The following is a 12,634-nucleotide window of genomic DNA, read 5'->3' as shown; positions in this document are numbered from 1 at the left end:
CGTAGCAATACCTGTTTTGTGGGTTTCGATACCCACATCACAACTTGGGTTGAGGCGGATGCATGACTTTGACCTTGGGCGAAGATACCTTGATTCGGTGAGAGGAGACCGATGAACGCCGACGAGCGCCAGAAGGAGATTCTTCGTCTGGCCCGCGACGAGGGTCGCGTCGACGTCGTCACCCTGGCCACCGACTTCGCCGTCACCACCGAGACCATCCGCCGCGACCTGACGGTGCTGGAGCGCTCGGGCAACCTGCGCCGGGTCTACGGCGGCGCCGTCCCGGTCGGCCGTGCGCCCGATCCGGTGCTGGCGGTGCGGGATTCGGTGATGACCACGGAGAAGGAGCGCATCGCCAAGGCGGCGCTGGCCGAGGTGCCCGACGAGGGCTCGATCGTGCTCGACGCCGGTTCCACCACCAGCCGCATGGCCGAGGTGCTGCCGACCGACCGCGAGCTCACCGTCATCGTGAACTCCCCGGCCATCGCCATGATGCTGACCCCGCGCCCCAACCTGACTGTGATCATGCTCGGCGGGCGCGTGCGGCGCAGCACCTTCGCCACCGTGGACGAGTGGCTGCTGCAGCCGCTGTCGCGGATGTACGTGGACGTGGCCTTCCTGGCCGCCAGCGGCGTCTCCCTGGAACGCGGCCTGACCACACCGGATCCGGGAGAGGCCTCGGTGAAGGCGTCGATGATGAGCGCCGCCCGCCGCACCGTGCTGCTGGCCGACCACTCCAAGATCGAGAACTACTCCCTGGCCCGGTTCGGGTCGGTGTCCGACCTGGACGTGCTGGTCACGGACTCGGGGCTGGAAGACAGCGCCGCAGCTGCGCTGGGCCTGGCCGGCCCTCGTATCGTTCGCGCCTGAGCCCTCTCTCTTCTGTTCGTGATCATGCAAAGTCTCCCCAGCGTTCTAGAACTCTGAGCGGTGGCAGTTCCAGAACTCCGGGGACACTTTGCATGATCACGAACAAGATGGTGGGGGTGCCGCCTCAGCCTCATCCGGCGAGGGCGGCTGTCCGTTCCGCGGACCGGCGTCCTGCGTCCCGGGCCAGTTCGACCCGGGACCGTAGGCCGAGTTTGGCCAGGACGTGGGACACGTGGCCCTCGACGGTGCGCCGGCTGACGAACAGGCGGGCGGCGATGTCGGCGTTGGTGTGCCCCTCGGCCACCAGCTGGGCGATGCTCACCTCGGCCGGGGTCAGGGACGGCCAGCCGCTGCCCGGGCGCCGGGGCCCGCGTCGGCGGTGCACGCCGTACGGCTTCAGACGGGTGTCGAGGCGGTGCAGTTCTCCCTGCGCGCCCAGCGCCAGATAGAGCTCCCCGGCCCGGTTGTGGGCCGTGCGGGCCTGGGCCAGATCGCCTCGGCGGGCGTGGGCGAGAGCCCGGTTCTCCAGGTGCTGCGCCGAGGTCAGGGGATCGTCGTCGGGGAGGTCCTCCGGCCCGTCGGCCGGGATCTCGTCGCCGGTCAGGGTCAGGCGCAGCCGGGTGAGGGCGGTACGCCAGAGGGCGGGGGCCACCGGTACCGCGGTCAGCACGGCCAGGGCCTCCTCGGGATGTCCCCGCTGCTCGGCCAGGAGCGCGCGGGCCAGCGTGAGGTGTTCGCCGGTCCCGTCGGTCCCGATCTCCCGGGCAGCGGTCGCGATATCGCCCCGGTGCAGGGTGATCAGGGCTTTCAGGCCCCATCGGCAGTGGTGATCGCGCGGGCTGAGGGACGCGGTGGCCGCCAGCAGTTCGAGCGCGCGGTCCCAGTCCCCGTGGCGGTAGAGCAGGTCGGCGCTGATTACCCTCGCGGTGTCGATCGCGACCGCGGAACCGGAGCGCTCGGCCTCGGTGAGCAGGTCGCGGGCGGCCTCCCGGGCGGCAGGTCCGGTCAGCCGGGCCGTGCGCCGCCGATACAGCCACCGGCGCACCGGCGAGGCCGCAGGATCGGTGATGCCGGTCGTCAGACCGAGCGCTCGCTCGATGTCGGTGTCGTCGTGGCCCAGCCCGAGGCCGACAGCGACGGCCAGCGGGTCGGAACCGCTTTCGACGACCGGGGCCGCGATCGAGACCGCTCCCTCGTGGTCGCCGGCGTCCTCCAGCCGCCGGGCGAGCGTGGCCCGCAGGCGCTGCGCCCCCAGAGCGCTGAGATCCGGCGCGGCGAGGACACGGCGTAACACCGACGTACGGACGACGTCCGCGGCGGCGTCGGTCGCTTCCCTTCCGGTCGGGTCGGCCCAGGTCAGGATCCAGCTCATCGCCGCGATGACGTCGGCGTCGCGGGTCGCCCGCAGGACCGGCCCGGCCAGCGACCGGGTCTCGGTGGTGCGGCCCTGATGGAAGAGGGCCTGGGCGAGGAGGACGGCCAGCGCGTCCTGCGGGTTGCTGCTGGGGGCGCTGCGCAGTGCGGCCCTCAGCAGAAGCTCGGCCCCGGCCGGGTTCGCGGTGATCAGCGCGGTTCCGGTCTCCAGCAGCCAGGTGATGATCCAGTCCGCCACCGGGGTGGCGGGGTCGAGAGCGGCCAGCAGTTGCTCGCACACCACGCCCGGCCGGCTGCCCGCCCGGGCCAGATCGTGGGCGGCCTGCCGGTGGAGCAGGATGCGTGCCCCGGCGGGTACCCGTTCGGCCAGGGCATCCCGCAGGATCGGGTGGCGGAAAGCGAGGTGGGTCTGCTGTTCGGCGAGCAGTCCGGTGGAGCGGGCCTCGTCCAGCATCGGCAGCAGCTCGGTGACCGGGAGGGCGGTCAGCGCGGCCAGGTCGGCGACCGAGAAGCGGTCGCCCAGCAGGGCGGCCGTACCCAGCAGCCGGCGGGTGGGGGCACCGAGGAAGGCCAGGCGGTGCTCGAGGCGCTCGGCCAGACCCGGGGGAAGCCCGGGTGTTCCGGGTGTCTCGGCTGTCCCGGGACCGGCCAGGTCGATGACATCGGCGAGGTAACGGGGATTTCCGCCCGCGCGGGCGGCCAGGGCCCGCAGCCGGGCGGTGTCCGCGCAGGCACCGACCCGTGTGCCGACCACCGTGCCGACCACTGTGCTGACCAGCGTGTCCACCGCCGTCTCCGGCAGCGGTCCCAGCGTGAGCACCTCGGCGCCCGCGCCGGCCAGGGCCCGGCGCAGCATCGGCAGGTCCTCGCGGTGGGGTGCGGGGCGGTGGGCGCCGACCAGGAGCAGCGGGGCCGACCGGGCCAGGCGGGAGAGCCGTTGCCAGGCCAGGATTGTGGTCCTGTCGGCCCACTGCAGGTCGTCGACGCACAGCAGGACCGGGCCCGAGGCCGTCAGCCCGGCGACCCGCGACAGCACGTCGTCGATCGTGGCCAGGCCGGTGTCCTCCAGCGCGTCCTGCAGCACCTGCAACGGGAAGTGCGGGCTGAACTCGTCGGCCGCGGCGTGCCGCACGGTGAGGCCCGCAGCCTCCGAGACGGCGTGCCCCAGCAGCGTGGACCGTCCGGAACCGGCCTCACCCTCGACCAGCAGCACCCCGCCGCGTCCCGCGCGGAGCTGCTGGAGGTGATGACGGACGGCGCGGACCTCGGGTTCCCGGCCACCGGCCGTGAACCCGAGGAGCCCGGGGCGCCCCGGGTGCCCGTCCGCGTCCGCCATTCGCCTGCTCCAAATCTGTGTTTCCTTGCTTTTGGAACCCAAGTCCCACAAGAAATCGGATTTGATGGTGGGCCGTCAAGTGAGCGATCTGGTCACGGCCGCGCCGTCGTTCCCGCGCCGGTGTCGGTCCGGTGGCCCGTCCGGGTGCTCAGCGCTCCGCTCCCACGGTCGTGAAGGCGTGCCGGCGGCGGCGCCTCGCTTCGCGGACCAGCGCGAAGACCACCGCCAGCACCGCAGTGACGCCCAGGGCGGTCCCGGACGCGAGAGGGGAGACGGTGCGGGCCTGGGTGTCGGGAAGTGTGGCGAGCAGCAATTCCAGGGACGGATGTGACAGCGGATCTGCCCGATAGTCCTCTTCTGCCTCTCCTCCGGTGGCCGGCCCGTTCTCGTCGACGAGAACGGCAAGGCGGTCCGGTCGGCCGCCGCCATCGGCGACTCCATGTCCTTCCAGGGTGACGGCAAACCGGTGCTGTATTCGGGCGGTAACTATGTGCGGGCCACCGCCACCATGGACCACGCTGGGGCGATCCTCACCCTTCAGGCCGACGGCAACGTGACCATCGCGCTGAACAACACGCCTGTCTGGTCGGCTCGCTGAGCCGGGCCCGAACCGAATCTGGGCGCAGACGGTGCGCATCCTCACGCCACTGCTCGACAACGATCCGCGGGCGGGTGGCGTGATGTTCGTCCCGGGCACCCGGATGGTCGTGCTCGACACCCGTCTCGGTGGCCAGAGCGGCCTGGACCTGGTCTTTCTGCAGGAGGTTCCGGCCAACGCCCCGAATGCTGGCCCGGCCCACGAACGCACCCTGGAAAAGCTCCGCGACGCCATCGACTCCGCCTCCCTCCTACCGAGCGGCGGCCGAACGGTATGGCCGCCCTACGCGCTCGGCCTGCTCGGTGGAGAGACTTTCGTGGGAGCGGCCACCACGAACCAGAATTAGCTGGAGTGCACCGACAGGTCGGAGAGCTGGGCCGCGTACCAGCCGTTGACGGCGGTGTAGGTCAGCCGCAGGTAACGGATCTCGGACTGCGGCAGGGTGATGGTCACCTGGTTGTCCGGGCTCTCGCTCTCGAAGTGGTAGCTGGCCGAACCCTTCAGCCGGGTGTAGGAACTGCCGTCGGCGCTGCCCTGCACGGAGAGGGTCTGGGTGCGCTCGGACCACCGTTCGGGGAGCGAGAGCACGAGTCGGCCGACGGTGGTGACCTCGCCGAGATCCACCGTCAGGGTCTGGGGGTAGCCGGGGGAACTCTCCCAGTAGGTGCCCACACTGCCGTCGGTGACGTTGGCGGCCGACAGGCCGGGAAGCTGGCTGCTCGCCCTCACCACGGCGGACGCGGCCAGGTCGACTCCGGGAGCTGCCACCTCGTCCTCTGCGGGAGTGTCGGCGGGCTCGTCCGTCTCGTCCTCGGTAGGAGTGTCGTCGGAGGTGGCGGTCGTCTTCGTGGGTGCCTGGGGAGTGGCGACCACCGGGGGCGCCGCCTGGCCGGTGCTCGGCCGTGACGAGGACGGCCGGGTCGTTGCCCGGGCCGTCCCGGTGGGGGAGGCCGCCGGGGTACCCGAGGGGGTGGCCCTGGCCGATGCCGTGGGTCGGGACGAGGTGACTGACGACGTGGGCGACTCCCGGTAGGGGATGGTCACCTCGATTCCGGACAGGGCCGATTCCTGGGTCGATGACTCCGAGGATCGGGTCGCCCACTGGACGGCGACGACCCCGCCGACCGTGACCGCGAGCACGGCCAGCACCGACCAGAGGGTCAGGCTGATGCCGAGGGGCTTGCGGGCGGGGCCTTCGGAACGCAGCACCGGGCTGCGGCCGGAAGACATCACGTCGTCGGGTTCGGCCTGCTCCGGCGTCAGGTCGGTGGTGTCCACGTCTCCGCTCCTCGTCGAGTCGAGCGGGACCGGAAGATCACGCTGCCCGGATATTCTGGCAGGCCCCACGAGCGGCCGGGATCGCCTTCAGGAAAGTGCCTTTGGGTCAGCGGACGACTTCTTTCCGTGACGGCCCGCTCACTTCAGGCCCTGCGCGATGGCCTTCGTCAGTGACGCCTGGGCGGTGTCGCCGGAGTAGTCCCAGAAGAACGCGCCGCCGAGCTTCTGGCCCTTGGCGTACTTCATCTTCCCGGCAATGGTTTTCGGGGTGTCGTAGCTCCACCACTGGCTGCCGCAGTGGGCGTAGGCGGTGCCGCCGACGGTGCCACTGGGCGGGCAGGTGCGGGCCAGGACCTTGTAGTTCTCGATGCCGGCCTCGCCGGTGGTGGTGCCCGTCGCCGGTCCGGTGGCCGTGCCGCCGGGCGTCCTCTGGGTGACACCGGTCCAGCCGCGCCCGTAGAACGGGATGCCCAGCAGCATCTTCCGGGCGGGCACACCCTGGCTGCGCAGCTTGGCGATGACGGTCTTGGAGTCGAGGCCCTTGACCGGGGCGCCCACAAAGTTGCCCAGCGGGGAGTTCGGCGCGGTCGGTCCCCGCGGTTCCCAGCTGCCGTAGTAGTCGTACGTCATCGGCATCAGCCAGTCCAGGTACTTGACCCCACCGGCGTAGTCGGCCTGATCCAGCGTGCCGCCGGCCAGGCCGTTCCCGGTGATCGCCGACGTCACCAGGTCTTTGCCGAACTTCGCGCGCACAGCCTTCAGCAGCTTGGGGTACGCGGTGCGCCCGCTCGCGTCGCAGGTGACCCCGCAGGCGTTCGGGTACTCCCAGTCGATGTCGATGCCGTCGAACACGTCGGCCCAGCGCTTGTTCTCGACCAGCGCGCGGCACGACGAGGCGAACTTGGCGGGGTTCTTCGCGGCCTGGGTGAATCCGCCGGAGCCGGAACCCCCGCCGAACGACCAGAGCACCTTGAGCTTCGGGTACTTCTTCTTCAGCTGGCGCAGCTGGTTGAAGTTCCCGGCGACCTTCTGGGTGCCCGAGTCGGCCTTGCCGCTGACCGAGGCCTTCGCCGTGAACTTCTGCTGGTAGTCGGCGTAGGCGTCCCCGATCGCGCACTTGCCGTTCTTCACGGCCCCGAACGCGTACACGATGTGGGTGAGCCGGCTCGCCGCCCCGCTGGTCCCGATCTGCTTCACCTGCACGGCATCGTCGCCGTAGGTCGACCAGTTCGTGTAGTAACCGACGACCTTCGGCTTCGCGACGGCGGTGGTCACCGTGGCGGCAACCGGATTCGCCGCGTTCGCGCCGAACGGCTGCAGCGCGGCCACCAGGGCGACGGCGGCGACACTGACTGCCAGCCCCGCGACCACGACCCGTGTGCGTCTCACCGAAAATCCCCTCCAACTGTACAGATGCCCGCTGGACGCTAGCAGGGGCCGAGCGCGATTCCACGTCACCAAGGCCTCTTTAGGAAGGATTTAGCCGGGCCGAAAGAGCCACGAGACGATACGGCCCGTTCTGTGCCCGGTCACCGGACGCGATCGCCCATCAGGTTGCTGACCTGCGACGACGCCGGTAGAACCGGCGGGTGGACATTTGGAACTGGTTCCTGACCGTGACGGGCAGCAACGACATGTCGAGCGCCTGGTACGGGTTCTGGTCGGGTTTCGGCGCGGACCTGGGGGAGTTCGCGATCGTCGGTGGCCTGATCTCGGTCTACCGCCAGCACATCTGTCATGCGCGCCGTTGCTGGCGCCGGGGCCGCTACCAGGTGGAGGGCACGAAGTACCGGACCTGCCGCAAGCATGACCCGTCCGCGTCGGGGGAGGACGACGACCCCACCGCCGAGGAGATCGCCGCCAGCTACCGCCGGGCCCGGGTCGCGCTGCACCGTCCCCATCTGCGCGGGTCCGGGCACCGTAGCGAGCGGGGGGACGAGGAATGACGGACGACCCGGCCCGGGAGGCCGGCCTCGCCGCGCGTTCCGGTGACCTGGTGGCGCTACGCCGGCTGCTGGGTGAGCATCCCGAACTGGCCGATGCGCGGCTGGGCCCGTACGGCGGCCGAACCCTGCTCGCCGTCGCCACCGACTGGCCCGGCCACTTCCCGGCCGCCGCGGACGTCATCGCCCTCGTGGTCGCGGCCGGCGCCTCGCCCGACCAGCCGTGCCTGCCCGACGGCGGGGAGCGACCGTTGCACTGGGCCGCCAGCAGCGGTGACCTGGCCGCCCTCGACGCCCTGCTGGACGCCGGAGCCGACCTGCACGCCGAAGGGGCGGTCATCGCAGGAGGCACCGCGATGGCCGACGCCACCGCCTTCGGGCAATGGGCCGCGGCCCGGAGGCTACTCGAACGAGGCTCGCGGACCACCCTTTTTGAAGCCGCCTCGCTCGGTCTGGCCCCGGTCGTGGAGTCATTCCTGGCCGGTGGGGCGGGGCCCGACGAGATCACCAGCGGCCTGTGGGGCGCCTGCCACGGCGGTCAGCGAGCCACCGCCGAACTCCTCCTCGAGCACGGCGGCGACCTGAACTGGACCGGCTACGACCAGCTGACCCCGCTGGACGTGGCCCGGCGTTCGGGGGCCACCGACCTGATCCAGTGGCTGGAGTCGCGCGGCCGCTGAACCGAGGGCCCGTCCACCGCGTCAGGAACCTCGGGGTAAGGAGATTGCCGGTCAATCGCGCGGGGCGATCACCATGATCCCGGCATCGGTGGCCGCAGTCGCCAGACGATCGTCATAGGTAACCAGTCCGTCGAGTTCCTCCCCGAGTAACCGTGCCGAGGCCAGGTGGATGGAGTCCAGCGAGCGCAGCATCCGGTCGGGCTCGTTCATGGCGCCGTCGACGACCTCGTCATCCATGCTGAGGTAGTTGAAGGCATGCAGCAGTGCCCGCGCTTCGGGCAGAGATCCGGCCATGACTCGTCCGACGGCTCGGATCAGTTCGATCCGGAGAAGCGCCGAACTCACCCATGAGGCTCCCTGATTGCTGTCGTAGAACGATGCCAGCGCCTTCGAGTGGGGTTCTTCGGCCAGGAACTTCAGCGCTGCGGAGGTGTCGATGTAGTAGAGGCTCACCAGCGTTCCTCAGAGCGGAGTTCGGCGAGTGCGTCGCTCAGGGGTGCCGTGCCGTCGGCAGGTCGCATTTTCGGCCGAAAGCCCGGCCGTAGGGCAAGAGTTGCGCGGCCGTCGGCGACAAGGCGATCCAGGACCGGTGTCGGCTCGTGCTCGTCCACCGGCACGATGCGGGCCACCAGTCTGCCGTATTCGGTGATGGACACCGTTTCACCATGACGGACCCGGGCGAGCACATCACTGGTGTGATGGCGCAGCTCCCGCAGTCCCACCGAATGCTCGTCGTGACTGGTCACCTCGCCAATGTATAACAAATTTGTGTACACCTCCAGGGCGGAGATGGACCGCCGGGGAAGATGGCGTTGTCCGATGCCAGATCGGATATTCCGTTTCCCCATGAAGGTCAGTATGCCCGACCTCGGGCCTGGTCACGCCTTCCGGGACCAGCCCTGCTCATAGGCGGCCCAGTCGGCGGGGGTGGCGTCGAAGTCGACGTACAGGGCCAGGCCGATGCGGCGGGAGGTGCCGGCCAGGGCGAGCTGGACGCCGGTGATGGAGGCGGAGACGGTCTCGGCGCCGTCGTACCGGTTGATCTTCTTGTCGTGGTAGGCCGGGGCGCCGATGAGCAGGGTGACGTCGTCGGGGACGGCGGTGAGGGCGACCTCGGTCTGGCGGCGCACGTAGCCGGCGTAGGCCTTCTCGCTGGGCAGGCCGGAGTCGTAGGCCATGATCGCGATCTGGTCGACGTGGCCGGCGACCTGGCGCATGTAGTCCGGGGTCCACTGTAGGTAGACCGGCGACAGGCCGGTCGCGAGGCCGAGACCGGGCAGGAGCTCCACGCGGGGTGTGGCCACCGACAGCAGGGCCTGATGGGCCCGGGTCTTGGCGCGGGTCGCGGCGAGCAGGTCGACGAAGTTCTGGTCGTCGTTCGCGGAGGGCTCGAAATCGTAGTGCACGCCGTCGAAACCGTCGGCCAGGATGCCGTCCACGCCGGTCAGTACCCGGGCCCGGGTCGCTGCGGACGACATGTCCATCCGGTCGTCGGCGAGCACGTTGCCCAGCCAGGCCTGCACCCGCACCTCCGGCAGGGCGGTGTGCAGGGCCTTCACCAGCCAGGCGGCGCGGGGGCGCAGGGCCGGGTCGAGGGTGCCGTCGTCGGCGTACGGCCCGGCATGCACGAACAGGTCGCGCATGCCGGTGCCGGTCAGCTGGGTGGCCAGCGCGTCGACGTCGGCCTGGGTCTTCCGGCCGTCCACCCACGCGTGCCCGAGCCAGTAGGCGTCCTGCCCGGAACTGCGGATCGAACGGTCTGGACTACCGGAGCCTCGTACCACGAGAGTGCCGAAACCGGCACCGGCGGTGAGCACTACCAGGGTCAGCAGGGCGGCCAGCGTCCACAGGCCCCGGCGGACCGCCCGGCGCCACCGCGCAACCTTCTTCTGCTGAGCCGGTTCTGCAGTGGTGCCGGTCGATTCGTCGTCCATGTCCGGAATCATGGCGCATGGCGATCATTCCCGGGGCCGGATTGTCGTCACACCGCACCGAGCTGCTGCCGTGCCTCCTCGAGAATCCCCACCACGGAGACCACTTCGTCCATTGTATGAATCGGCGACTCGGTCAGGCCGTCACCGATGTAGCGGGCCATCGCGTCGGCCTCGTAGCTCAGGGCCGCGGACCCCTGCGGGCCGAGAGCGCCCGACCAGTGCGCGGTCTGCGCGGACGCCGGGAAACCGGCACCCATCGTCACCCCGATGCCACTGGGAGCCAGGAACGGGCCGTCGATGTCGATGCGTCCTTGTGTCCCGATCACGCTGGCGCGGGTCGGCGAGGCGGTGCGCAGCGACGTGAACGCGACACCTTGTGCCTTTTCGTACGCGAGCGTCACCGAGGCCTGCTCGTCCACCCCGGTCGGGGCGAGCGTGCCGACCGTGTGCACCGCCGAAGGTGCCCCCAGCACCGACGAGACGAACGAGACCGGGTAGACCCCCGCGTCCAGAAGCGCGCCACCGGCCTGACCCGGGGCCCACAGCCGCGACGCCGGGTCGTACTGCGACGGGAACCCGAAATCGGCCGTCACCAGACGCACCTCACCGATGTCACCGCGCTCCAGCAACTGCCGCAGCACGTCGGACTGCGGCAGGTACCGCGTCCACATGGCCTCCATCGCGAACACCCCGGCCGCCCGGGCCGCGTCCACGACCTTCTGGGCGTCCGCGCGGGTGGTGGTCAGCGGCTTCTCGACCATCACGTGCTTGCCCGCCGCGATCGCCAGCAGCGCCAGCCGCGCGTGACTGTCGTGGGTGGTGGCGATGTAGACCGCGTCGACCTCCGGGTCGGCCAGCACCTGCTCGTAGGTGTCCGACGAACGCGTCACCCCGTGGGCCTGCGCGAACGCCGTCGCCCGTTCCGGGCTGCTGCCCGAGGCGACATTGACGAAACGCTGCTGCGAGTGGCGGTGCGCGGCGTCGACGAAGCTCGCGGCAATGCCACCGGGGCCGAGCAGGCCCCAGCGCAGGGAGGGGGCGGTGGGCAGTTCACGGGGGTTCGGCAGGAACGTCATGACCAAGAAACTACGGGGGGACGTTCACCACGGCACACGCGGGGATCACCAGTTCCGGGTGGCCTGGCGGACCTCAGGACAGGATCTGGTCGGCCAGGGTCTCGGCAACGGAGCGTAACTCGGTGACATCGAGGCCGGTCCGGCCCATGAAGACGATGCCCTGCTGTGCGGTCACGATGGCGCGGGCGGCCTGCTGCGGGTCAGTGCCGGTGGAGAGGTCGCCCTCCCGCTGCGCCCGCGCCACGGCCTCGGCCAGGATGTTGCCGCGCTCCTCGAAGGCGTTGCGGGACAACGACAGCACGTCGGCGTCGGCCGCGGCCAGTTCGCTGGTGCTGTTCACCAGAAAACATCCCCGGAGCGCGTCGGCGCCGCTGGGATCCTGGGCGGGAGCGGTCAGATAGCGGCGGAGGCCGTCGATCGCCCGCGGGGAGTCGGCGAGCAGGGCCCGCAGCGCACCGTGCGTGGCGTCGACATAGTCGCCGAGCACGCGCAGATACAGGCCGCGCTTGTCACCGAAGGCGGCGTAGAGGCTGCCTTTGCCCAGGCCGGTGACGCGCAGCAGGTCGTCCAGCGACGTGGCCGCGTAGCCGGTGGTCCAGAACTGGTCGCGGACCGCGGCCAGCACGGTCGCCTCGTCGAACTGCCGGGGTCGGGCCATGTGAGCACTCTAGCCAGTTCTTGACCGTTCGGTTCACGACAGTCCTGATCAGGCCCCGGTGAACGTCTGCACCTCGCCGCCGTCGGCGAACAGTTCGCTGCCGGTCATGTAGCTCGACTGGTCGGAAGCCAGGAAGAGCACGGCGGCGGCGATCTCGGAGGGGTCGGCGACGCGGCCGAGCGGCACCGTGCTCGCCATCGCATCCAGCAGGGGCTGCACGTGAGCGGGCTCCTGGGCGATGCCGCGCAGTCCGGGGGTGTTCGTCGGGCCGGGAACGATGACGTTCACACGGATCCGCCGGGGCGCCAGCTCCGTCGCCCACACCCGGGCGAACTGCCGGATGGCGGCCTTGGATGCGGAGTAGTCGCCGAACCCGGCGTTGCCGCGACGGGCGCTGCTGGACCCGGTGATGACGATGCTGCCCCCGTCGGCCAGCAGCGGAAGTGCCTTCTGCACCGTGAAAACGGTGCCGCGCACGTTGATGCCGAAGGTCTTGTCGAAGTTCTCCGGGGTGAGGGCGTCGATGGTCGCGAGCGCGCTGCCCCCGCCGGCGTTGGCGAACACGATGTCCAGGCCGTTGCCGTCGCGGCGGATGCGGTCGAACAGATCATCGAGGTCGTCCAGGCGGGAGATGTCGCTGCGGACGGCCGTTGCGCGGTCGCCGAGCAGGGCGGCTGCGGCGTCGAGCTCGGCCTGACGTCGGCCGGTCAGCCAGACGCGGGCCCCCTCCGCGACGAAGCGCTGCGCGGCGGCCAGGCCGATGCCGGTGCTGCCTCCGGTGACCAGGGCGGTCTTTCCGTCGAGCTGTCCCACGAAATCTCCTCGGTGGTCGGTACGTACAAGTTCTTGACCGTTCGGTCCACCATAATGATGGTGGACCGCACGGT

The 12,634-nt window shown here is 70.4% G+C and carries 15 protein-coding genes; 5 read left to right on the top strand and 10 right to left on the bottom strand.

Features of this window, described 5'->3' with window-relative positions:
- The first annotated feature begins 111 nt into the window (after positions 1-111).
- The gene (locus LR393_RS31245; protein ID WP_231488799.1) at positions 112-870 is read left to right on the top strand and encodes a DeoR/GlpR family DNA-binding transcription regulator; all 759 of its coding nucleotides are present in this window, start codon (positions 112-114) and stop codon (positions 868-870) included.
- A 130-nt stretch (positions 871-1,000) separates the two neighbouring features.
- Here the strand turns inward: LR393_RS31245 and LR393_RS31240 are convergent, their stop codons facing one another.
- Both LR393_RS31240 and LR393_RS31235 read right to left on the bottom strand, forming a co-directional pair.
- A complete protein-coding gene (locus tag LR393_RS31240; RefSeq protein ID WP_231488798.1) occupies positions 1,001-3,580 on the bottom strand; it encodes a LuxR C-terminal-related transcriptional regulator in 2,580 nt (859 codons plus the stop codon).
- Positions 3,581-3,728: 148 nt separating this feature from the next.
- Positions 3,729-3,893 carry a hypothetical protein gene (locus LR393_RS31235; protein WP_231488797.1) on the bottom strand — a complete coding sequence of 55 codons (165 nt, stop codon included), beginning with the start codon at positions 3,891-3,893 and terminating at the stop codon, positions 3,729-3,731.
- A 126-nt stretch (positions 3,894-4,019) separates the two neighbouring features.
- On the opposite strand from LR393_RS31235, the gene LR393_RS31230 reads away from it, so the two are divergent.
- Together LR393_RS31230 and LR393_RS31225 are read left to right on the top strand one after the other, a co-directional pair.
- On the top strand, positions 4,020-4,178 hold the full coding sequence (locus LR393_RS31230) for a hypothetical protein (RefSeq protein WP_231488796.1): 159 nt from the start codon (positions 4,020-4,022) through the stop codon (positions 4,176-4,178).
- 31 nt (positions 4,179-4,209) lie between these two features.
- On the top strand, positions 4,210-4,524 hold the full coding sequence (locus LR393_RS31225) for a hypothetical protein (protein WP_231488795.1): 315 nt from the start codon (positions 4,210-4,212) through the stop codon (positions 4,522-4,524).
- Here LR393_RS31225 and LR393_RS31220 read toward each other — a convergent pair.
- The gene (locus tag LR393_RS31220) at positions 4,521-5,456 is read right to left on the bottom strand and encodes a discoidin domain-containing protein (RefSeq protein ID WP_231488794.1); all 936 of its coding nucleotides are present in this window, start codon (positions 5,454-5,456) and stop codon (positions 4,521-4,523) included. The two genes, LR393_RS31225 and LR393_RS31220, sit on opposite strands and share 4 nt — an antisense overlap.
- A 138-nt stretch (positions 5,457-5,594) precedes the next feature.
- On the bottom strand, positions 5,595-6,845 hold the full coding sequence (locus LR393_RS31215) for a glycoside hydrolase family 18 protein (protein ID WP_231488793.1): 1,251 nt from the start codon (positions 6,843-6,845) through the stop codon (positions 5,595-5,597).
- 200 nt (positions 6,846-7,045) lie between these two features.
- On the opposite strand from LR393_RS31215, the gene LR393_RS31210 reads away from it, so the two are divergent.
- Both LR393_RS31210 and LR393_RS31205 read left to right on the top strand, forming a co-directional pair.
- A complete protein-coding gene (locus tag LR393_RS31210; protein WP_231488792.1) occupies positions 7,046-7,402 on the top strand; it encodes a hypothetical protein in 357 nt (118 codons plus the stop codon).
- Entirely contained in the window at positions 7,399-8,079 is a 681-nt protein-coding gene (locus LR393_RS31205) for an ankyrin repeat domain-containing protein (protein ID WP_231488791.1), read from the top strand. The genes LR393_RS31210 and LR393_RS31205 overlap by 4 nt, the downstream gene beginning before the upstream one ends.
- 51 nt (positions 8,080-8,130) lie before the next feature.
- Here the strand turns inward: LR393_RS31205 and LR393_RS31200 are convergent, their stop codons facing one another.
- The 6 genes from LR393_RS31200 to LR393_RS31175 all read right to left on the bottom strand — a co-directional run bounded on the left by LR393_RS31200 (position 8,131) and on the right by LR393_RS31175 (position 12,560).
- Positions 8,131-8,532 (bottom strand): type II toxin-antitoxin system VapC family toxin, encoded by a 402-nt coding sequence (locus LR393_RS31200; protein WP_231488790.1) that lies wholly within the window; start codon positions 8,530-8,532, stop codon positions 8,131-8,133.
- The gene (locus LR393_RS31195) at positions 8,529-8,825 is read right to left on the bottom strand and encodes a type II toxin-antitoxin system Phd/YefM family antitoxin (RefSeq protein WP_231488789.1); all 297 of its coding nucleotides are present in this window, start codon (positions 8,823-8,825) and stop codon (positions 8,529-8,531) included. Before LR393_RS31195 ends, LR393_RS31200 begins: the two co-directional genes overlap by 4 nt.
- Before the next feature lie 132 nt (positions 8,826-8,957).
- Positions 8,958-10,013, bottom strand: a complete 1,056-nt coding sequence (locus LR393_RS31190; protein ID WP_231488788.1) for a glycoside hydrolase family 18 protein — start codon at positions 10,011-10,013, stop codon at positions 8,958-8,960.
- Between the two features lie 47 nt (positions 10,014-10,060).
- On the bottom strand, positions 10,061-11,089 hold the full coding sequence (locus LR393_RS31185; RefSeq protein ID WP_231488787.1) for a Gfo/Idh/MocA family protein: 1,029 nt from the start codon (positions 11,087-11,089) through the stop codon (positions 10,061-10,063).
- Positions 11,090-11,162: 73 nt separating this feature from the next.
- Positions 11,163-11,747, bottom strand: a complete 585-nt coding sequence (locus tag LR393_RS31180) for a TetR/AcrR family transcriptional regulator (protein WP_231488786.1) — start codon at positions 11,745-11,747, stop codon at positions 11,163-11,165.
- Between the two features lie 48 nt (positions 11,748-11,795).
- Positions 11,796-12,560 (bottom strand): SDR family NAD(P)-dependent oxidoreductase, encoded by a 765-nt coding sequence (locus LR393_RS31175; RefSeq protein WP_231488785.1) that lies wholly within the window; start codon positions 12,558-12,560, stop codon positions 11,796-11,798.
- Positions 12,561-12,634: the final 74 nt, after the last annotated feature.

Origin of the sequence: Kineosporia mesophila (genome assembly GCF_021129235.1) — a bacterium.
In the GTDB taxonomy this organism is placed as follows: domain Bacteria; phylum Actinomycetota; class Actinomycetes; order Actinomycetales; family Kineosporiaceae; genus Kineosporia; species Kineosporia mesophila.
Note: the sequence above shows the minus strand (reverse complement) of the source record. Positions and strands in the feature narration are given on the sequence as shown.